The sequence below is a fragment of the Methylibium sp. Pch-M genome, from assembly GCF_004136295.1.
Taxonomy (GTDB): domain Bacteria; phylum Pseudomonadota; class Gammaproteobacteria; order Burkholderiales; family Burkholderiaceae_C; genus Methylibium; species Methylibium petroleiphilum.
On the sequence record NZ_CP029606.1, the window covers coordinates 1,467,516 to 1,486,570 of the forward strand.

General features: G+C 66.9%; 23 protein-coding genes and 1 tRNA gene. 7 read left to right on the forward strand and 17 right to left on the reverse strand.

Translation table 11 applies throughout. The features are described from left to right. Positions 1–49: 49 nt before the first annotated feature. From C1M51_RS06925 to C1M51_RS06955, 7 genes are all read left to right on the forward strand, one after another. Complete coding sequence (locus tag C1M51_RS06925) at positions 50–3,850, forward strand: pilus assembly protein (RefSeq protein WP_129448826.1); 3,801 nt, start codon at positions 50–52, stop codon at positions 3,848–3,850. 150 nt (positions 3,851–4,000) lie between these two features. Further along, on the forward strand, positions 4,001–4,852 hold the full coding sequence (locus C1M51_RS06930) for an HDOD domain-containing protein (protein ID WP_129448827.1): 852 nt from the start codon (positions 4,001–4,003) through the stop codon (positions 4,850–4,852). Positions 4,853–4,922: 70 nt separating this feature from the next. Further along, positions 4,923–5,534, forward strand: coding sequence for a methyltransferase domain-containing protein (locus C1M51_RS06935; protein WP_129448828.1), 612 nt, complete (start codon positions 4,923–4,925; stop codon positions 5,532–5,534). 97 nt (positions 5,535–5,631) lie between these two features. Further along, the gene (locus C1M51_RS06940) at positions 5,632–5,934 is read left to right on the forward strand and encodes a hypothetical protein (RefSeq protein ID WP_242499994.1); all 303 of its coding nucleotides are present in this window, start codon (positions 5,632–5,634) and stop codon (positions 5,932–5,934) included. 55 nt (positions 5,935–5,989) lie between these two features. Next, on the forward strand, positions 5,990–6,994 hold the full coding sequence (locus C1M51_RS06945; RefSeq protein ID WP_129448829.1) for an XdhC family protein: 1,005 nt from the start codon (positions 5,990–5,992) through the stop codon (positions 6,992–6,994). 72 nt (positions 6,995–7,066) lie between these two features. After that, the gene (locus C1M51_RS06950; RefSeq protein WP_129448830.1) at positions 7,067–7,846 is read left to right on the forward strand and encodes an ABC transporter ATP-binding protein; all 780 of its coding nucleotides are present in this window, start codon (positions 7,067–7,069) and stop codon (positions 7,844–7,846) included. Between the two features lie 10 nt (positions 7,847–7,856). Continuing rightward, entirely contained in the window at positions 7,857–8,699 is an 843-nt protein-coding gene (locus C1M51_RS06955) for an ABC transporter permease (RefSeq protein WP_129448831.1), read from the forward strand. Between the two features lie 90 nt (positions 8,700–8,789). Here the strand turns inward: C1M51_RS06955 and C1M51_RS06960 are convergent. The 17 genes from C1M51_RS06960 to rpsN form a co-directional block, all read right to left on the reverse strand. Continuing rightward, a tRNA-Met gene (locus C1M51_RS06960) sits at positions 8,790–8,866 on the reverse strand. A 44-nt stretch (positions 8,867–8,910) separates the two neighbouring features. Further along, entirely contained in the window at positions 8,911–10,779 is a 1,869-nt protein-coding gene (dsbD, locus tag C1M51_RS06965) for a protein-disulfide reductase DsbD (RefSeq protein ID WP_129448832.1), read from the reverse strand. A 240-nt stretch (positions 10,780–11,019) separates the two neighbouring features. Next, a complete protein-coding gene (gene rplQ / locus C1M51_RS06970; protein WP_129448833.1) occupies positions 11,020–11,415 on the reverse strand; it encodes a 50S ribosomal protein L17 in 396 nt (131 codons plus the stop codon). Between the two features lie 139 nt (positions 11,416–11,554). After that, positions 11,555–12,556, reverse strand: a complete 1,002-nt coding sequence (locus C1M51_RS06975) for a DNA-directed RNA polymerase subunit alpha (RefSeq protein ID WP_011830991.1) — start codon at positions 12,554–12,556, stop codon at positions 11,555–11,557. Between the two features lie 160 nt (positions 12,557–12,716). Then, positions 12,717–13,340 (reverse strand): 30S ribosomal protein S4, encoded by a 624-nt coding sequence (gene rpsD / locus C1M51_RS06980; RefSeq protein ID WP_011830992.1) that lies wholly within the window; start codon positions 13,338–13,340, stop codon positions 12,717–12,719. A gap of 223 nt (positions 13,341–13,563) precedes the next feature. Then, positions 13,564–13,965: a 30S ribosomal protein S11 gene (rpsK, locus tag C1M51_RS06985; protein WP_011830993.1), complete on the reverse strand. Its 402-nt coding sequence runs from the start codon at positions 13,963–13,965 to the stop codon at positions 13,564–13,566. A gap of 56 nt (positions 13,966–14,021) precedes the next feature. Next, positions 14,022–14,387: a 30S ribosomal protein S13 gene (gene rpsM, locus C1M51_RS06990; RefSeq protein WP_011830994.1), complete on the reverse strand. Its 366-nt coding sequence runs from the start codon at positions 14,385–14,387 to the stop codon at positions 14,022–14,024. A 33-nt stretch (positions 14,388–14,420) separates the two neighbouring features. Continuing rightward, entirely contained in the window at positions 14,421–14,534 is a 114-nt protein-coding gene (rpmJ, locus tag C1M51_RS06995; protein WP_011830995.1) for a 50S ribosomal protein L36, read from the reverse strand. 46 nt (positions 14,535–14,580) lie between these two features. After that, positions 14,581–14,799 carry a translation initiation factor IF-1 gene (gene infA / locus C1M51_RS07000; protein WP_011830996.1) on the reverse strand — a complete coding sequence of 73 codons (219 nt, stop codon included), beginning with the start codon at positions 14,797–14,799 and terminating at the stop codon, positions 14,581–14,583. A gap of 23 nt (positions 14,800–14,822) precedes the next feature. Beyond that, positions 14,823–16,133, reverse strand: coding sequence for a preprotein translocase subunit SecY (gene secY / locus C1M51_RS07005; RefSeq protein WP_011830997.1), 1,311 nt, complete (start codon positions 16,131–16,133; stop codon positions 14,823–14,825). 33 nt (positions 16,134–16,166) lie between these two features. After that, positions 16,167–16,598 carry a 50S ribosomal protein L15 gene (rplO, locus tag C1M51_RS07010; RefSeq protein WP_129448834.1) on the reverse strand — a complete coding sequence of 144 codons (432 nt, stop codon included), beginning with the start codon at positions 16,596–16,598 and terminating at the stop codon, positions 16,167–16,169. Positions 16,599–16,623: 25 nt separating this feature from the next. Next, on the reverse strand, positions 16,624–16,806 hold the full coding sequence (gene rpmD / locus C1M51_RS07015; RefSeq protein ID WP_129448835.1) for a 50S ribosomal protein L30: 183 nt from the start codon (positions 16,804–16,806) through the stop codon (positions 16,624–16,626). A 20-nt stretch (positions 16,807–16,826) separates the two neighbouring features. Next, positions 16,827–17,345: a 30S ribosomal protein S5 gene (gene rpsE / locus C1M51_RS07020; RefSeq protein WP_011831000.1), complete on the reverse strand. Its 519-nt coding sequence runs from the start codon at positions 17,343–17,345 to the stop codon at positions 16,827–16,829. A 46-nt stretch (positions 17,346–17,391) separates the two neighbouring features. Beyond that, positions 17,392–17,757, reverse strand: coding sequence for a 50S ribosomal protein L18 (rplR, locus tag C1M51_RS07025; RefSeq protein WP_056315189.1), 366 nt, complete (start codon positions 17,755–17,757; stop codon positions 17,392–17,394). Positions 17,758–17,768: 11 nt separating this feature from the next. Further along, positions 17,769–18,302: a 50S ribosomal protein L6 gene (rplF, locus tag C1M51_RS07030; RefSeq protein WP_129448836.1), complete on the reverse strand. Its 534-nt coding sequence runs from the start codon at positions 18,300–18,302 to the stop codon at positions 17,769–17,771. A 17-nt stretch (positions 18,303–18,319) separates the two neighbouring features. Next, complete coding sequence (gene rpsH / locus C1M51_RS07035) at positions 18,320–18,715, reverse strand: 30S ribosomal protein S8 (RefSeq protein WP_011831003.1); 396 nt, start codon at positions 18,713–18,715, stop codon at positions 18,320–18,322. A 30-nt stretch (positions 18,716–18,745) separates the two neighbouring features. Then, positions 18,746–19,051 (reverse strand): 30S ribosomal protein S14, encoded by a 306-nt coding sequence (gene rpsN / locus C1M51_RS07040; protein WP_129448837.1) that lies wholly within the window; start codon positions 19,049–19,051, stop codon positions 18,746–18,748. Positions 19,052–19,055: the final 4 nt, after the last annotated feature.

The window sequence follows — 19,055 nt, forward strand, 5'->3', positions numbered from 1 at the left end:
ACGCAAGCCCATCGCACCGTCTTCCTCGATACCGTCCGAGGTCCACACCATGAAGCTCCACGCCGCCCCTCATCACCTCCGGGCCCTGGCTCGCCGGTATCGACAACGCAGTGTCGCGTTCGCGCAGGCCCTGGTCCTGGGCTTCGGCCTGGGTGGCGCGCTCGCCGCGAGCGCAGCCACGACGCTGGCCGATTCGCCGGTGTTCGCGACCAGTGCGGTTCCCGGCAACGTGGCGCTGGCCCTGTCGGTCGAATGGCCGACGGCCGTGCGCTCCGCGCACACGAGCGCCTACGTCACGACCGATGTCTATCTCGGCTACTTCGATCCGAACAAGTGCTACAAGTACCAGTACTACGCGACCGAGACCGCCACGCAACTGCGGCACTTCTATCCGGTCGGCGACAACACCGCGCACAACTGCACCGGCGCCGACGAATGGAGCGGCAATTACCTGAACTGGGCCTCGACGCCGACCATCGACCCTTTCCGCTGGGCGATGACCGGCGGCTACCGGATCATCGACACGACCACGACGACCATCCTGCAGAAATCGCGAGACACCGGTCAGGGGCTTGCGCCTGACAAGAGCCTCACAGTGGCGGCCACGGTGGCCCAGGCATCGCCGCTCACCTTCAGCAACCTCCATACGCGCATCCAGGGCCAGGGCATCAACATGCTGTTCGCGTCGTCGTCGGCAGCGCTCGGCGGCGCGGTGACCGACTACAACCCGGCCGTTGCTCCTGTGGCCGGCACCGTCTATCGCGCGGTGATGCGGGTGAAGGTCTGCGACTCCTCGGCGACGGCCGGCACACGCGAAGCCAACTGCAAGCAGTACGGCAGCAACTGGAAGCCCGAAGGACTGGTTCAGAAGTATTCCAACCGCATCCGCTTCAGCGCCTTCGGCTACCTGAACCACAGCGACTTCCTGCGCGACGGCGCGGTGCTGCGCGCACAGCAGAAGTTCGTCGGCCCGACGCAGCCGGTGCCGGGCCAACCGGCCGTCACGAACGCCGCGACCGAATGGGATGCGACGACCGGCATCTTCGCGATCAATCCCGATGCGGCCGACGCGACGCAGACCAACGCGAGCTTCACGCCCAGCGTGTCGATCACGAACAGCGGGGTGATGAACTACCTGAACAAGTTCGGCCAGCTCAACACCAACAACTACAAGAGCTACGACCCGGTCAGCGAACTGTTCTACACCGCGCTGCGCTACTACAAGAACCAGGGCAACGTTGCGGAGTACACGACGATGGGCGCCGCCAATGCCGCCACGCGCACAGCCTACCTCGACGACTTTCCGGTCATCACCAACTGGAACGACCCGATCCTCTATTCGTGCCAGCGCAACTTCATTCTGGGCATCGGCGACATCTACACCCACCGCGACAAGAATCTGCCCGGCGCGACCGGCACGACCGAAGAGCCGGCCAAGCCGGCGGCCGTTTCGGGCGACACCACGGTGAATGCGGAAACCATGACCAACCGGGCGTTCGCGCTTCAGGGCCTGGGTGCGCCGAACGTCAACAACTACAGCGGCCGCAACAACTCGGCCGGCATCGTCGGCCTGGCCTACTACGCCAATACCACCGACATCCGACCCACAGTGGCCGGCAACGCCGCCACCGTGGGCAAGCAGACGGTCCAGACCTACTGGGTCGACGTGCTCGAGCAGCCTTTTGTCGCTGACAACCAGTTCTACCTGGCAGCAAAGTACGGCGGCTTCACCGTGCCGAACGACTACGACCCCGCCACTCGCACTGCGGCACTGCCGCAGGAATGGTGGTCCACGACGGGCCAGACCGTCGGGGCGCAGGCCCGGCCGGACAACTACTACACCGCCGGCCGCCCCGACACCATGGTCGCAGGCCTGACGGCGGCCTTCGAGAAGATCGCCGCTGCGCTGGAGGCCTTCACCACCTCGTTCTCGACCTCGGTGCCGCAGGTCGCGACCTCGGGCAACGGCAGCTACAGCGCCCAGTACGACCCGAACAACTGGACCGGTCAGGTGCAGGCGAGCGAGTTGTCGTTCAACACCGCCGGCGACCCGACGCTGACCCCGCGCTGGACGGCCACCGCCAAGCTGGCCGCTCAGTTGGCCGGCACCGGCTGGAACACCAACCGCAATGTCGTGACCTGGAACGGCACGGCCGGCGTGGCTTTCCGCACCACCGACCTGGGTGCCGGCACGGTGACCGCCGCCCAGCGAGCGACGCTGGACACCACCTACCGGGCCGACAACGACAGCGCCGACTACCTGAACTACCTGCGCGGCGACCGGACCAACGAGCAGGGCGCAAACCCACCCGGTGTCTACCGAACCCGCACGCAGTTGCTGGGCGACATCGTCGGCTCGCGCGCCCGTCCGGTGGGGCCGCCATCGCTGCCGCTGTCGGACGCCACCAACCCCGGCTACAGCACCTTCCGCACCACCTATGCCGGTCGACCGACGGTGGTCTACGTCGGCGCCAACGACGGCATGATGCATGCCCTCGACGGCGCGCTGACCGGCACCAATGCGGGTCGCGAGATCTTTGCCTACGTGCCGGCGGCGACGTTCAACGGCCCGAACGCCACGCCGGGTGTCGATGGGCTGGCCTCGTTGGGTCGCTCGCCGTTGCTGCACCATTACCTGGTCAACGCCACGCCGACCGTGCAGGACATCGACCTCGGCAAGACCTGGAACGGTTCGGGCGTCGGCACCGCCACCAACTGGCGCTCGGTGCTGATCGGCGGCCTGGGCAAGGGTGGGCGCAGCTACTACGCGCTGGACGTCACGGACCCGAACTCGATCACCAACGAGACCACCGCCGCAGCCAAGGTGCTTTGGGAATTCACCGCGCCGCAGATGGGCTACACCTTCGGCGACCCCGTGATCGTGAAGACGCGCAAGTACGGCTGGACCGTGATCCTGCCCTCGGGCTACAACACGCCCGACGGCCAAGGCTATCTGTTCTTCGTGAATCCCGCGACAGGCGCTCTGCTCGAGACCGTGGCGACGGGCGTGGGCTCGGTAGCCAACGACGCCGGCCTGGCGCACGCCAACGCCTACGTGATCGACTTCACCGACGGCTACGCCGACGCGGTCTACGCCGGAGACCTGCTGGGCAACCTGTGGCGCTTCGACGTCACCGGCACCACCGGCACCTACCCGGCCCCGATCGTGCTCGCCACGCTGAGCCACCCGACCGACGGCGCGCAGCCGGTGACCTCTCGCCCCATGATGGAGGTGCACCCGCGCACCAAGCAGCGGATGGTGCTGGTCGGTACCGGTCGGTTGCTGGCCGACACCGACATCGCCTCTACCCAGGCCCAGACCTTCTACGCGATCGCCGACGGCAATGCGGTGTCCTTCAACACGACGACGATGCTGCCTGCTGGCGTGAGCTTCCCCATCACGCGCAACGTGCTGGTCGCCAACACCGACCTGCTGACGGGCTACACCGCCGATGCCACCAAACCCATGGGCTGGTTCGTCGACCTGGGCAAGAACGCCGACAACAACGTGGCCTGGCGCTTGGTGTCCGACCCAGCGACGTTCTTCGGCACGGTGGCCTTCGCGCCGACGTTGCCGAACGGGGATGTCTGCAGCCCGTCCGGCTCGAGCCGCATCTACGGGACCGACTTCTCCACTGGACAGACCAAGCTGACGGTGAACGACGCTGCGGCCTCCTATGTGACAGGCATCGTCGGTGTGGTCACCGACCTGCGCTTCCTCAGCGTCGACGGCAAGGTCCGGCTGGTGGCTGGCAGCGACCGCGGTGCGGTGCAGCGGGTGCCGGGCAACTTCGGCTCCACGATCGGACTGAAGCGACTCAACTGGCGCGAGCTGCCGCTGTCGAACTGACCGGACGCCGTCTCCGCCCAGCCTCCGGCGCGGTCTGCGGTCCGGGGGCTTTCTTGTTTTCAGGGTCCTGCAAGTGCCGCCGAAACGCACCCGCCCCCTACAGACCGGGATTCAGCGACCGATAACCACGCATCGCCCGGAACCCTCCCCATGCTCACCTCGCCCCTGCCCGACCTGCCCGCCTGGACCCGCTGGTTCAGTGACGCGCCGATCCCGGTGCTGGCGGCCACGGCTGAGGAGCTGGAGTTGCTGGAACGGGTGGAAGCCACCCGCGGCGATGTCGACGCGCACCAGCTCGCCGAGCCGGTGCGGCAGGACCCCTTGATGTCGCTGAAGCTGCTTGCGGCCGTGGCCCAGTTGCGCCGCCGGCGGAACGGCGGCGACAACAGCGGGCCCGAGACGGTCACGGCGGCGCTGGTGATGATGGGGATCGGCCCGTTCTTCAACGCATTCAACCGCATGGCACAGATCGAGGTGCACCTGGCCAGCCAGCCGGAGGCCCTGGCCGGCTTGCAGCGCGTGATGCGGCGTGCGCACCGCGCGGCCAACTTCTCGCTGGGCTTTGCGGTCCACCGCATGGACGACGATGCAGAGGTGCTGCACTTGGCGGCGCTGCTGCACGATTTCGCGGAGATGCTGCTGTGGTGCCACGCACCGGCTCTGGCGCTCGAGATTGCCCGCCGCCAGCGCGCCGACCCGACGCTGCGCTCAGACCATGCACAACGCCAGCTGCTGAATATCGACCTGCTCGCGCTGCAACAGGCCCTGATGCACACCTGGGCGCTGCCCGAACTGCTGGTGCGCATCGCCGACGACAACAGCCAGGCTGCCCAACCCCAGGTGCAGAACGTGGTGCTGGCCATCCGGCTGGCCCGCCACACCGAGGATCCCGCGCGCGGCTGGGACAACCCCGCGGTACCCGACGATCTGGCCGCGATCTCCCGCCTGCTCAATCTGTCGCTGCCCGCGACCGAAGCCCTGGTGCGCGCGATCGACGGCTGAGGGTGCCACGCCGCAGCGTCTGCCACGGCGGCGCTCGCCGGCCACCGCGGCAGGCCCTAGACTGGCTCGCATGAGCGGTCCCGACCTCGACTTCTGGCAGCAGCGCTTCGACGCCGGGCAGTTGCCCTGGGACCGTGGAGCACCGAATCCGCAGCTTGCCTCCTGGCTGGGCGACGGCAGCCTGGCGCCGGGGCGCATTGCGGTGCCCGGCTGCGGCAGCGGCCACGAGGTGGTGGCGCTCGCGCGCGGCGGCTTCGCGGTCACCGCCATCGACTACGCGCCCGGCGCCGTGCACCTCACCCAGGGCCGGCTCGCCGCAGCCGGCCTGGCCGCGGAGGTCGTGCAGGCCGATGTGCTGACCTGGCAACCCACGGTGCCGCTGGACGCGGTCTACGAACAGACCTGCCTGTGCGCCTTGCATCCCGACCACTGGGTGGCCTACGCCGCCCGACTGCACGCATGGCTGCGTCCGGGCGGCACGCTGGCCCTGCTGGCGATGCAGGCGCTGCGAGAAGGCGCCGGCCGGGGCCTGATCGAGGGCCCGCCGTATCACGTGGACGTGAACGCGTTGCGGGCGCTGCTGCCGGGCGATCGCTGGGGCTGGCCCCGCCCGCCCTACGCCCGCGTTCCGCACCCGTCCAGCACCTGGGCGGAATTGGCCATCGTGCTGACCCGGCGCTGACCGCGCCAAGGCCTGCCAAGGGCCCGGAAACCCGGTTTCGCGCGCTGCGGGTTGCCCCGCGCCGACAAAAGGGCCCGGAGCCTGAGACAATAGCGGTATGGCCTCACGCAAAGACACCACGACCCGCATCCAGCAGGACGGGCTTCGCTACACCAGCAAGGCCCCGGGCTCGCCGTTCTCTCCGCGCCCCGGCGCGTTCTCGGGGGCGACGAACACCATGTCCTGCTTCTTCTGCGGCGCCCACCAGCCCCCCAACCGACGCACCATGCAAAAGGTGCTCGGACGCAGCCAGCCGGTCTGCGAGCCCCTGTGCGAGAAGAACCCGCGCAGCAAGAAGCTCGCGGCCGCAGCTGCCGCGGCCGCTGCGGCCGAGACCAGCGAAGCCAGCAGCGCGGACTGATCGTCCGCGGGTGCGACGCGGGCCTCGCGCCCACGTCCCGACCGCCGAGTGCACGATGGACAGTCTCGACCTGCAGGTGTTGACCGAGGCGCGCCGCTGGTTCGCTGAAGGCCGGCGCGTCTGGCTGGTCACGGTGCTGGAAACCTGGGGCTCGGCGCCCCGGCCGCCGGGCGCGCTCCTGGCGCTGCGCGACGACGGCCAGGTGGTCGGCTCGGTGTCGGGCGGCTGCGTCGAGGACGACCTGATCGACCGCGTGCGGCATGGCGAGCGCGTCGCCACCCCGGCGCTCGTGAACTACGGCGTGAGCAAGGAGGAGGCCGCCCGCTTCGGCCTGCCTTGCGGCGGCAATCTGCGCCTGCTGCAGGAGCCGCTGGGCTCGGTCGCTTGGATCGACGAACTCCTGGCGCGCACCGCACGCCACGAACTGGTGGCGCGCCGCCTCGACCTGTCCAGCGGCGCCGTGACCCTGGAGACAGCCGCGCGCGGCGAGGCGTTCAGCTTCGACGGCCACACGCTTCGTGCGCTGTTCGGCCCCCGCTGGCGCCTGGTGATCATCGGCGCCGGGCAGCTGTCGCGCGCCCTGGCCCAGATGGCGCTGGCGCTGGACTTCGAGGTCATCTGCTGCGACCCGCGCGAGGAATACCACCTGGGCTGGGACGTGCCGGGCTGCCGCTTCAGCACGGCAATGCCGGACGATCTGGTTATCGAACTGGCACTCGACCCGCACAGCGCGGTGGTGGCGCTGACGCACGATCCCAAGCTCGACGACCTGGCGCTGCTCGAGGCGCTGAAGTCCCCCGCCTTCTACGTGGGCGCGCTGGGGTCGCGCGGCAACACCGCACGGCGCAAGGAGCGTCTCGCGCTGTTCGACCTGTCGCCCGGCGAGATCGACCGGCTGCATGGCCCCGTCGGTCTGCACCTGGGCGCCAGGACGCCGGCCGAGATCGCGGTGTCGATCCTGGCCGAGTTGATCGCCGTGCGCCACGGAGTCGATCTGGCGCAGAAGAAGACCGGGTCGGCCGTACCGCCGCTGCGTGCCGCGGAGTTGCCGCAGGCCTGATCCGCGGGCATGGAGCGCCACCCCAGGCGCCTGGCGACAATCGGCCGCTCGTGCACCGCTGGCGCTGCCCGCATGAACACTGCTGAAGCCTCCCCTTTGCTGAGCTTGCGCGAACTGGGTTTGCGCTACCCCAATGGCATCGTGGCCCTTGACCGCTTGAGCTTCGATCTGCGCGCGGGCGAGACCGTCAGCGTGCTCGGACCTTCGGGCTGCGGCAAGAGCACGGCGCTGCGGCTGATCGCCGGCCTGGAACGGCCGGGGTCGGGCACCTTGGTCTGGACCGGCGGCAGCGCGCCGGAGCTCGGCTTCGTGTTCCAGGAACCGACCTTGATGCCATGGGCGACCGTGGCCGACAACGTGTGGCTGCCATTGCGCCTGCAAGGCCGAACACGGGCCGCGGCGGCCACCACGATCGACGCGGCGCTGGACCGGGTCGGCCTCACGGCGGCGGCGAATGTCTACCCTCACGAGTTGTCGGGCGGCATGAAGATGCGCGCATCGATCGCCCGGGCCCTGGCGCTGCGACCGCAGTTGCTGCTGATGGACGAGCCCTTCGGTGCCCTGGACGAGTTGACGCGCCAGAAGCTGAACGACGATCTGCTGGCGATCCGGGCCGAGCAGGGCTTCGCGATGGTGTTCGTGACGCACAGCGTCTACGAATCGGTCTACCTGGCCGACCGCGTGCTGTTGATGGGCCCCGCTCCCGGCCGCCTCCGCGAAGAGATCCGCATCGAGCCGCGCGGACCGCGCGGCGAGGCCTTCCGGACTGCTGCACACTACGGCGAACAGTGCGTCGCGGTCTCGCGGGCCTTGCGCCGCGCGGTCGAAGGCGTTGCGGTGGGACCCGACTGAGCTCGCCACGATGCTGGTCGCTCGCCCCCGCACCGATATCTCCTCGCAGCCCGCGGCATGGCGGACGCGTGCCTTGCGCGCGATCATGCCGGCGGCGCTGATCGTGGCGCTGCTGGTGACCTGGGAACTCGTCGTACACATTCAGCAGGTACCTCACTACATCCTGCCAGCGCCGTCGCTGATCTTCAGGACGCTGATCGAACGCTGGGACACGCTCGGGCCGTCACTCTGGTTCACCGTCAAGCTGACGCTGCTGGCGCTGGGCGCAGCCGTGCTGGGCGGCGTGTTGCTGGCGGTGGCGTTCGCACTGTCGCGCTGGGTGGAGGCGGCGCTGTTCCCGATCGCCGTCGTGCTGCAGGTGACGCCGATCATCGCCATCGCACCGTTGATCCTGATCTACGTCGAAAGCACCACGCTGGCATTGCTGCTGTGCGCGTGGATCGTCGCCTTCTTTCCGATCCTGGCGAACACCACTATCGGCCTGAAGAGTGCCGACGCACGCTTGCGAGATCTGTTCACGCTGTACGGCGCGACTCGCTGGCAACGACTGCGTTTCCTGCTCGTGCCCAGCGCACTGCCTTATTTCATGGCGGGCCTGAAAGTCGCCGGGGGCCTGAGCCTCATCGGCGCGGTGGTCGCTGAGTTCACCGCCGGCACGGCCGGGCGAGACACCGGACTCGCCTCGCGCATTCTCGAGGCCAGCTTTCGCACCGAGACGCCCTTGATGTTCGCCGCGCTGCTGCTGGTGTCGCTGCTCGGTGTGGCGATTTTCCTCGTGTTCTCGGGCCTGTCGAAATGGCTGCTCGGTCGCTGGCACGAGAGCGAGATGCCGAAACACGACGCAGCTCGATGAGCCGCGAGACGCCGCATCTACCGAGCGCGGCACAAAGCAAAACGCCCACCGATCGGTGGGCGTTTTGAAGAGGCTGGTGCCTCTTGATCTTGGTTGCGGGGGCTGGATTTGAACCAACGACCTTTGGGTTATGAGCCCAACGAGCTACCAGACTGCTCCACCCCGCGGCTGAGACCAAGAGTATAGCACGCGCGCGTTGCGTCGTACCAGTTCACAGGCCCGCCGACTGCAGGCTCTGCTGGAAGCGTTGGGCATTCTGGAAGCCGATGACACGCGTTTCGAGCTCACGGCCACCGGCATCGAAGAACACGATGCCCGGCGGGCCGAAGAGCTGGAAGCGCTTGAGCAGCGCCCGGTCCGACTCGCTGTTGCGCGTCACATCGGCCTGCAGCAGCAAGGCCTTGCCGAGCCGCGCCTGCACGGCCGGATCGGTGAAGGTGAAGCGCTCCATCTCCTTGCAGCTCACGCACCAGTCGGCGTAGAAGTCGAGCATCACCGGTCGACCGGCGCCGCGGACCGCGGCGTCGAGTTCCTCGACCGTGCTGACACGCCGGAAGCTCACGCCGTCGTGCGTCGCGGCTATCGCGTTGCCAGGCAAAGCCGCAGCCGCAGCCGGGGAGATGCCGACGACGAACGGCTGCAGGGGCTTGAGTGCGTCCTGCGCCCCGGCCGCAGCGCCGACGATCTGCGTGGCGCCTGCGACGGCCAGCGCGAGGCCGAGCCCCTTGACCAGCCGCAGGTCGGCGCCGGCGATCTCCGGCAGGCGGTCGAAGGCATGCAGGAACACGGCCGCGCCGATCAGCAGCACGCCCCAGCCGGCGACCGCGAGCGGCGCGGGCACGACCGGGCTGAGCATCCACCAGGCAACGGCCAGCAGCAACAGACCGAAGAAGCGCTTGACGCTCTCCATCCACGCCCCCGCGCGCGGCAGCAAGGCCCCGGCCGACGCACCGAGCAGCAGCAGCGGCACGCTCATGCCGGCGGCCAGCGAGAACAGCGCGCTGCCGCCCAGCAGCACGTCGCGCGTCTGGCTGATGTACAGCAAGGCGCCGGCCAGCGGCGCGGCAACACAGGGGCTGACGATCAACGCGGACACCCCGCCCATTGCGAACACGCCCGCCATCCGCCCCCCCTGCAGTCGCCCCGAAGACGCGGCAAGGCGGTCGCGCAGCACCGCGGGCAATTGCAATTCGTAGGCGCCGAACATCGACAGGGCCAGCAGCGCCAGCAACAGCGAGAACGCGCCCAGCACCCAGGCGTTCTGCAAGGCCGCTGCCAGGCCCTCGCCTGCCAGACCCGCGGCCACGCCGAGCGCGGTGTAGACCAAGGCCATGCCGAGTGAATACGCGCCGGCGAGCAGCAGTCCGCGCGAGCGCGCCACGGCCTTCCCGCCCTGCCCGACGATCAGCGACGACAGGATCGGCAGCATCGGTAGCACGCAGGGCGTGAACGACAGCAGCAACCCCGCGACGAAGAACGCGACGACCACGAGCCAGAAGCGGCCGCTGAGCAACGCACGGTCGATGGCCGCGTCGCCGCTGCGGCTCGCCCCCGCCATGGCGGCTGGTGCACGCGATGCGGCGAGGGCGCCATCGAGCCCGCTACCGGCCACCGGCACGCGAACACTGCCGTCTCCACCGAAACCCGCCAACTGCACATCGGCCATGCTCTGCATCGGTGGATAGCACAGCCCCTGGTCGGCGCAGCCCTGGCTGGTGACGACGAGTTGGAAGGACGCCGGTGCGGCATCGACCGGCAAACGGATCGCCACGCGTCCGCGGTAGGTCTCGACATCCTTCTCGAAGGTCTCGTCGAACTTCACCGTCCCGGAAGGAATCTGCGGCGCGCCGAGCACCACCCCGATCCCTTGCGCTTCAAATTTGAAGGGCTCGCGGTACAGGTAATAGCCGTCCGCCACGACGAAGCCGATCTCGATCGACTTGCCGTCGAGGACCCGCGCTTCGAAGCGGAAGGCCTGCTCGGGCGGCAGGAAATCCTCAGCCGCTGCAGCAAACAAGGGAAGCAGCGCGGTCAGCCACAGCAGCAGCATGCGCAGGAATAGGATGGGCTTCACGGGCATGCGGTCAGGTGGAACGAAGGTCGGAGGGTCGGCAGCCAATCCCTGCAGAGTAGCCTGTCATGGTCATCGAAGCGCTAACGGAAGCTCGGACCCTGCGTCATTCCTGACGGTTCCGTGCCATCGCCTCGCGCCAGCGGGCACGGAAAGCAAGAAGGCCAGCACGATGGCTGGCCTTGCAGAACTGCATTGCGGGCGCTCCGGGTGGATTCACCGGCCCGGCGCCCCGACCATCAACCCGCCTTACTCGGTCGCTTCGGCCGGCGCTTGCGCCGCAGGCTCGGGGCGATCGACGAGTTCGACGAAGGCCATGGGCGCGTTGTCCCCGACGCGGAAGCCCATCTTCAGGATGCGGGTGTAGCCGCCCGGACGCGCCTCGTAACGCGGACCGAGGTCGTTGAACAGCTTGGCCACGACATCGCGATCGCGGGTGCGGTCGAAAGCCAGGCGGCGGTTGGCCAGCGTCGGCTCCTTGGCCAGCGTGATCAGCGGCTCGACGACGCGGCGCAGTTCCTTGGCCTTGGGGACGGTGGTCTTGATGGCTTCGCTCTGGATCAGCGAATTGGCCATGTTGCGCAGCATCGCGAGGCGGTGCTCGGAGGTGCGATTGAGCTTGCGGAGTCCGTGACGGTGACGCATGGTGAAGTCCTTTCGACTTGCTTTCTGACTTGCTGATGACCGCCAGCCGGATCAGGTACTGGCGGGTGCGTGATCGAACGCGCCCAGCGCGCTCGTCATCCGATGCCGGCTTCAGGCCGGCTTTCCTGTTCGCGAAGCGTTACCGCTTGTCGAGTCCTTGCGGCGGCCAGTTCTCGAGCCGTCCGCCCAGGGTCAGTCCGCGCGAAGCCAGCACTTCCTTGATCTCGTTGAGCGACTTGCGGCCGAGATTCGGCGTCTTCAGCAGCTCGGTTTCGGTGCGCTGGATGAGGTCGCCGATGTAATAGATGTTCTCGGCCTTCAGGCAGTTGGCCGAGCGCACGGTGAGCTCGAGCTCGTCGACCGGACGCAGCAGGATCGGATCGAACTGCGTGCTGCGCTGTGCGGGCTGGGCGTCGAAGATGTCGTTGATCTGGCCCTCGAGCTGCGCGAACACGGCGAGCTGCTCGACCAGGATCTTGGCCGAGGCGCGGATCGCCTCTTCCGGCGTGATCGCGCCGTTGGTCTCGATCTCCATGACCAGCTTGTCGAGGTCGGTGCGCTGCTCGACGCGGGCGCTCTCGACCGTGTAACTCACGCGACGCACCGGCGAGAACGACGCATCGAGGACGATGCGGCCGATCGACTTGGTCGGCTCGTCGCCAAAGCGACGCATCGTGCCCGGCACATAGCCGCGGCCCTTCTCGACCTTGATCTGCATGTCGAGCTTGCCGCCCTGCGACAGGTGCGTGATCACGTGGTCGGGATTGATGATCTCCACGTCGTGCGGCGTCTGGATGTCGCCGGCCTTGACGGGACCCTCTCCCTCCTTGCGCAGCACGAGCGTCACTTCATCGCGGTTGTGCAGGCGGAACACCACGCCCTTGAGGTTCAGCATGACGTGGACCACGTCTTCCTGCACACCGTCGATCGCCGAATACTCGTGCAGCACGCCCGCGATCGTGACCTCGGTCGGCGCGTAGCCCACCATCGACGACAGCAGCACACGGCGCAGGGCATTGCCCAGCGTGTGGCCATAGCCGCGCTCGAAAGGCTCGAGCGTGACCTTGGCACGGTGGGCACCCTTGGCGGCGCTCAGCGGCTCGACGTTGATGGCTTTGGGCTTCAGCAGATTGGTTTGCATCAGGTCTTCCTGTCATTACCCTCGGCTCGTTACACCGATAAGGCTGATGGAGCACCGGAAACGACGCGCCTGGCGGCGACGTTGAACCCGGACCGGGAAAGCGCTTGCGCGCCGGGCGATGCGAGCCGAAGGCCGGGCACCGCCGCAGCACGCTGGAAATTCAACGCGAATACAGTTCGACGATCAGGGATTCGTTGATGTCCGAACCGAACTCGTCGCGGTCGGGCGACTTCTTGAACACGCCCTCGAGCTTGGTCGCATCGACCTGCACCCACGCGGGCAGGCCCATCGACTCGGCGAGCTTGAGCGACTCGGTCACCCGCAATTGCTTCTTGGCCTTTTCGCGCACGGCGACGACATCACCGGTCTTCACCAAGTAGGACGCGATGTTGACGACCTCACCGTTCACGGTGATGCCTTTGTGCGAAACAAGCTGGCGGGCCTCGGCACGGGTCGAACCGAAACCCATGCGGTAGACCACGTTGTCCAGGCGCGATTCGAGCAGCAACAGCAGGTTCGCGCCGGTGTTGCCCTTGCGGCGCTCGGCCTCGGCAAAGTAGCGGCGGAACTGGCGCTCGAGCACGCCGTACATGCGCTTGACCTTCTGCTTCTCGCGCAGCTGGAGGCCGAAGTCGGAGGTGCGCGAGCCGGAGGTGCGGCCGTGCTGGCCCGGCTTGGTTTCGAACTTGGACTTGTCCCCGATGGCGCGACGCGCGCTCTTCAGGAACAGATCGGTGCCTTCACGGCGGGCCAGTTTGGCCTTGGGACCCAGATAACGTGCCACGTTGCTTCCTTGGTTCTCTGACGTGGGGAGCGGCCGGGAGCCGCGCCTCACGCAAGTCTGGCGGGGGTTCGAGCGCTCTAGGGTCGCTCTTCTTGGACAGCCAGACGGTGGGCTTAGCGAAGCCTTGCGGCTTCAACGAAAACCGCCGGCGTGCACTGGAGTGCCCACCGGCGAATCGGGTAACTGCGTATTGTAGCCCGGTCGCCCGGGCCGCACACGCGGCTCAGATGCGACGACGCTTCTGCGGGCGGCAGCCGTTGTGCGGGACCGGCGTCACGTCGGAGATCGACACGATGCGAATGCCCAGCGCGGCGAGAGCACGCACCGACGACTCGCGACCCGGGCCAGGGCCCTTGATCTCGACCTCGAGGTTCTTGATGCCCTGATCTTGCGCGGCACGGCCGGCCACTTCCGCAGCCACCTGAGCGGCGAACGGCGTCGACTTGCGCGAACCCTTGAAGCCCTGGCCACCGCTCGATGCCCAGGCCAGCGCGTTGCCCTGGCGGTCGGTGATCGTGATGATGGTGTTGTTGAACGACGCGTGAACGTGCGCAACGCCGTCCGACACATTCTTGCGGACCTTCTTGCGCACGCGTTGTGCGGCGGTATTAGGTGCTTTGGCCATGCTTGACTCTCTTCAATCTGAGCGGTTCGTCGGACGGGGCGTCGCGGCGGATGTGCTTACTTCTTCAGCGCGGCGGCCGACTTGCGCGGGCCCTTGCGGGTGCGGGCGTTCGTGCGGGTGCGCTGACCACGCATCGGCAGGCCGCGGCGGTGACGGAAGCCGCGATAGCAACCCAGGTCCATCAGACGCTTGATGTTGATCGTCGTCTCGCGACGCAGATCACCCTCGATCGTCATGCGACCGACTTCCTCGCGAATCTTCTCGAGGTCGCCGTCCGTCAGATCCTTGATCTTCTTGTCACGGGCGATGCCGCAGCTGTCGCAGATCTTCTGCGCGGTCGTGCGACCGATGCCATAGATCGCGGTCAAGCCGATCTCGGCGTGCTTCTGCGGGGGAATGTTGATACCAGCAATACGTGCCATGTTCGTCCTCTAACTAGTCGCGTCGCCGAGCGATCAGCCCTGGCGCTGCTTGTGGCGCGGGTCGGTGCAAATCACGCGCACCACACCCTTGCGACGGATGACCTTGCAATTGCGGCACATCTTCTTGACGGATGCAGCTACCTTCATGACCTTCTCCTTGACCTCTTGCGCTCTTCCGGGTGTTGCTCTGTTCTCACTTCGCCCGGAAGACGATGCGAGCACGACTCAAATCGTAGGGCGTCAGCTCCACGGTCACCTTGTCGCCGGGCAGGATGCGGATGTAGTGCATGCGCATCTTGCCGGAGATGTGACCGAGCACGACGTGCCCGTTCTCCAGCTTCACACGGAAGGTCGCGTTGGGCAAGTTCTCGAGGATCTCGCCCTGCATCTGGATGACGTCATCTTTCGACATGTGTTCTCGTCAACCGTTCCTGTTCAGCTGGCCTTGAAATTGGCCTTCTTCAGCAGCGATTCGTACTGCTGGGACATCACATAAGACTGCACCTGGGCCCAGAAATCCATCGTCACGACGACGATGATCAGCAGGGACGTACCGCCGAAGTAGAACGGCACGTTGTACTTGAGCACGAGGAACTCAGGCAGCAGGCACACGGCAGTGATGTACACCGCGCCGCCGAGCGTCAGGCGACCGAGGATGCGATCGATGTGCTTCGCGGTCTGCTCCCCCGGACGGATACCCGGGATGAACGCACCGCTCTTCTTCAGGTTGTCAGCCGTCTCGCGGCTGTTGAAGACGAGCGCCGTGTAGAAGAAGCAGAAGAACACGATCGCCGCGGCGTAGAGCATCACGTAGATCGGCTGTCCCGGCGACAGCAGCGCCGCCAGATCCTTCAGCCAGCGCAGGCCGTCGCCCGTGGCGAACCACCCCACCACAGTGGCCGGCAACAGGATGATCGACGACGCGAAGATCGGCGGAATCACGCCCGACATGTTGATCTTCAGCGGCAGGTGCGACGACTGCCCGCCGTAGACACGGTTACCCACCTGACGCTTCGCGTAGTTCACCAGGATCTTGCGTTGGCCTCGCTCGACGAACACGACCAGGTAGGTCACCGCGATCACGATCGAGATGATGAACAGCGCCGCGACGATGCTCATCGCGCCGGTGCGGACCAGCTCGAACAGTCCACCGATCGCGCTCGGCAGGCCGGCCGCGATACCCGCGAAGATGATGATCGAGATGCCGTTGCCCAGGCCGCGCTCGGTGATCTGTTCGCCAAGCCACATCAGGAACATCGTGCCGGCGACCAGGCTCACCACCGCCGTCAGGCGGAAACCCATGCCCGGAGAGATGACCAGTCCCGCAGAGCTTTCGAGAGCGATCGCGATGCCGAGGGACTGGAAGATCGCCAGGCCCAGCGTGCCGTAGCGCGTGTACTGCGTGATCTTGCGGCGGCCGGCCTCGCCTTCCTTCTTCAGCGCCTCCAGGGTCGGCACCACGTAGGTCATCAGCTGCATGATGATCGACGCCGAGATGTACGGCATGATCCCCAGCGCGAACACCGTGAAGCGCGACAGCGCCCCGCCCGAGAACATGTTGAACAGGCTCAGGATCCCGCCTTGCTGGTCCTTGAAGAGCTGCTGCAACTGGTTCGGGTCGATACCGGGCACCGGAATGTGGGCGCCGATGCGATAGACGACGAGCGCAAGCAGCAAGAAGACAAGCCGACGACGCAGGTCGCCGAACTTGCCACTCTTGGCCAGTTGATTCGCGTTGGTTGCCACGCAGGGATCCTAGAGTCGTCCGGACACGCCGCCTCAGGCCACCGAGCCGCCGGCGGCCTCGATCGCGGCCTTGGCGCCGGCGGTCGCGCCGATGCCCTTGAGCACGACCTTCTTGCTCAGCTCACCCGACTTGATGACCTTGACCACCTTCGCGCGCTCGCCGACCAGACCGGCCTGCTTGAGCGTGGGCACGTCGACTTCGTCGGCCGCCAGCACCTGCAGGTCGGCCAGCGTGATCTCGGCGTTGTACTTCAGCGTCAGCGACTTGAAGCCACGCTTGGGCAGGCGACGCTGCAGCGGCATCTGACCGCCTTCGAAGCCCACCTTGTGGTACCCACCGGCGCGCGACTTCTGACCCTTGTGGCCGCGACCCGCGGTCTTGCCCAGGCCGGAGCCGATACCGCGGCCGACACGGCGCTTGGCATGCTTGGCGCCCGAGGCGGGCTTGATCGTGTTGAGTTCCATCGTCTTCTCCAGGTCCGTCCGTGCCTTACAGCACTTGAACCAGGTAGCTCACCTTGTTGATCATCCCGCGCACCGCGGGGGTGTCTTCGAGCACGCGCTCGCTGCCGATCTGGCGCAGGCCGAGGCCGCGCACCGTGGCGCGATGCGATTCCTTGGTGCCGATCGGGCTGCGCACCAGCTTCACGGTGACCGTCTTCTTGTCCGTCATGTCGTTCCCCTGCTGCCGGCTCAGTTGAAGATCTCTTCGACCGACTTGCCGCGCTTCGATGCGACTTCCGACGGCGTCGTCGAGCGACGCAGCGCATTGAAGGTCGCGCGCACCATGTTGTACGGGTTCGATGACCCGAGGCTCTTGGCCACGATGTCGGTCACGCCCATCACCTCGAACACTGCGCGCATCGGACCGCCGGCGATGATGCCGGTGCCGGGCGCCGCCGGCGCCAGCAGCACCTTGGCCGCACCGTGCTCACCGGTCACGTTGTGGTGCACGGTGCCGTTCTTCAGGCTGACCTTGACCATGTCGCGGCGGGCCGCGTCCATTGCCTTGGTCACAGCGACCGGGACTTCCTTGGCCTTGCCCTTGCCCATGCCGACGCGACCATCGCCATCGCCGACCACGGTCAATGCCGCGAAGCTCATGGTGCGCCCGCCCTTGACCACCTTGGTCACGCGGTTCACCTGGATCATCTTTTCCTTCAGACCGTCGTCACGACCGTCGTCAGCGATCCGGGGTTGAAACTTTGCCATGTCAGATTCCTTCGATGTGCAGTGCAGTCCGGGTGCGCAGACGCACTCAGAACTGCAGGCCGGCTTCGCGCGCCGCTTCGGCCAGGGCCTTCACGCGACCGTGATAGGCGAAGCCACCGCGGTCGAACGCGACCGACTCGATGCCCGCCGCCTTGGCGCGCTCGGCAATGCGCTTGCCGATCAGGGCCGCGGCTTCGGTGTTGCCACCCTTGCCTGCGGCGCCGAGCTGGGCACGCACTTCCTTCTCGGCGGTCGAGGCGCTGGCCAGGACCTTCGAGCCGTCGTCGGAGATGACGCTGGCGTAGATGTGCAGGTTGGAGCGGAACACCGTCAGGCGCGCCACCTTCTGCAAGGCGATGCGCACACGGGTCTGCTTGGAGCGACGCAGGCGCTGATCTTTGCGGTTCAACATCGAGCTGCTCCTTACTTCTTCTTGGTCTCTTTGAGCGAGACCTTCTCTTCGGCGTACCGGATGCCCTTGCCCTTGTAGGGCTCGGGCGGGCGGATGGCCCGCACTTCGGCAGCGATCTGGCCGACCACCTGGCGATCGGATCCCTTGATCACGATCTCGGTCTGCGTCGGGCACTCGACCTTGATGCCGGCCGGCATGTCCTTCACGACCGGATGCGAGAAACCCACCTGCAGGTTCAGCTTGGCGCCTTGCGCCTGGGCCCGGAAGCCCACGCCCACCAGCGTCAGCTTGCGCTCGAAGCCCTTGCTGACGCCGTTGACCATGTTGGCCACCAGCGCACGCATCGTGCCGCTCATCGCATTCGCAGCCGCCGATTCATCGGCCGGCGCGAAGCTCAACTTGCCGTCTTCGTTCTTGACCGAGACCAGCTGGTTCACCGGACGCACCAGCGTGCCGAGCGAGCCCTTGACGCTGATCTGTTCAGCATTGATCGCCACGTCCACACCCTTGGGGACGGCGATCGGCATCTTTCCAACGCGAGACATTCTTCAGCTCCTTCGCGTCAGGCGACGTAGCACAGGACCTCGCCGCCGATACCGGCAGCGCGGGCCTTGCGGTCCGTCATGACGCCCTTGGGCGTCGTCACGATCGCCACACCCAGGCCGTTCATGACCTGGGGAATCTCGTGACGGCCCTTGTAGACGCGCAGGCCGGGACGGCTCACGCGCTCGATGCGCTCGATCACGGGGCGGCCGGCGTAGTACTTCAGGCCGATCTCGAGTTGCGGCTTCTCGGCCTCGCCCTTGACCGCGTAGGCATCGATGTAGCCCTCGTCCTTCAGGACCTGGGCGATCGCCACCTTCAGCTTCGACGACGGCATCACCACGACAGCCTTCTCCACCATCTGCGCGTTGCGGATGCGGGTCAGCATGTCGGCGATGGGATCACTCATGCTCATGGGTTTTCTCCTGTACGTTCGCGTGCCGGCTTACCAGCTGGCCTTGACGACGCCGGGGATGTCCCCCTTGAACGCCAGTTCACGGATCTTGTTGCGCGCCAGACCGAAGGTGCGGAAGGTGCCGCGGGGGCGGCCGGTCAGCTCGCAGCGGTTGCGCAAGCGGGTCGGGTACGCGTTGCGCGGCAGCTTCTGCAGCGCCAGGCGCGCCGTGTAGCGCTCTTCGTCGGACTTGCCCGCGTCGTTGATGATGGCCTTCAGCTCCGCGTACTTCTTCGCGAACTTGGCGACCAGCTGCTCACGCTTGAGCTCACGCTGCTTGATCGAAAGTTTTGCCACAGGC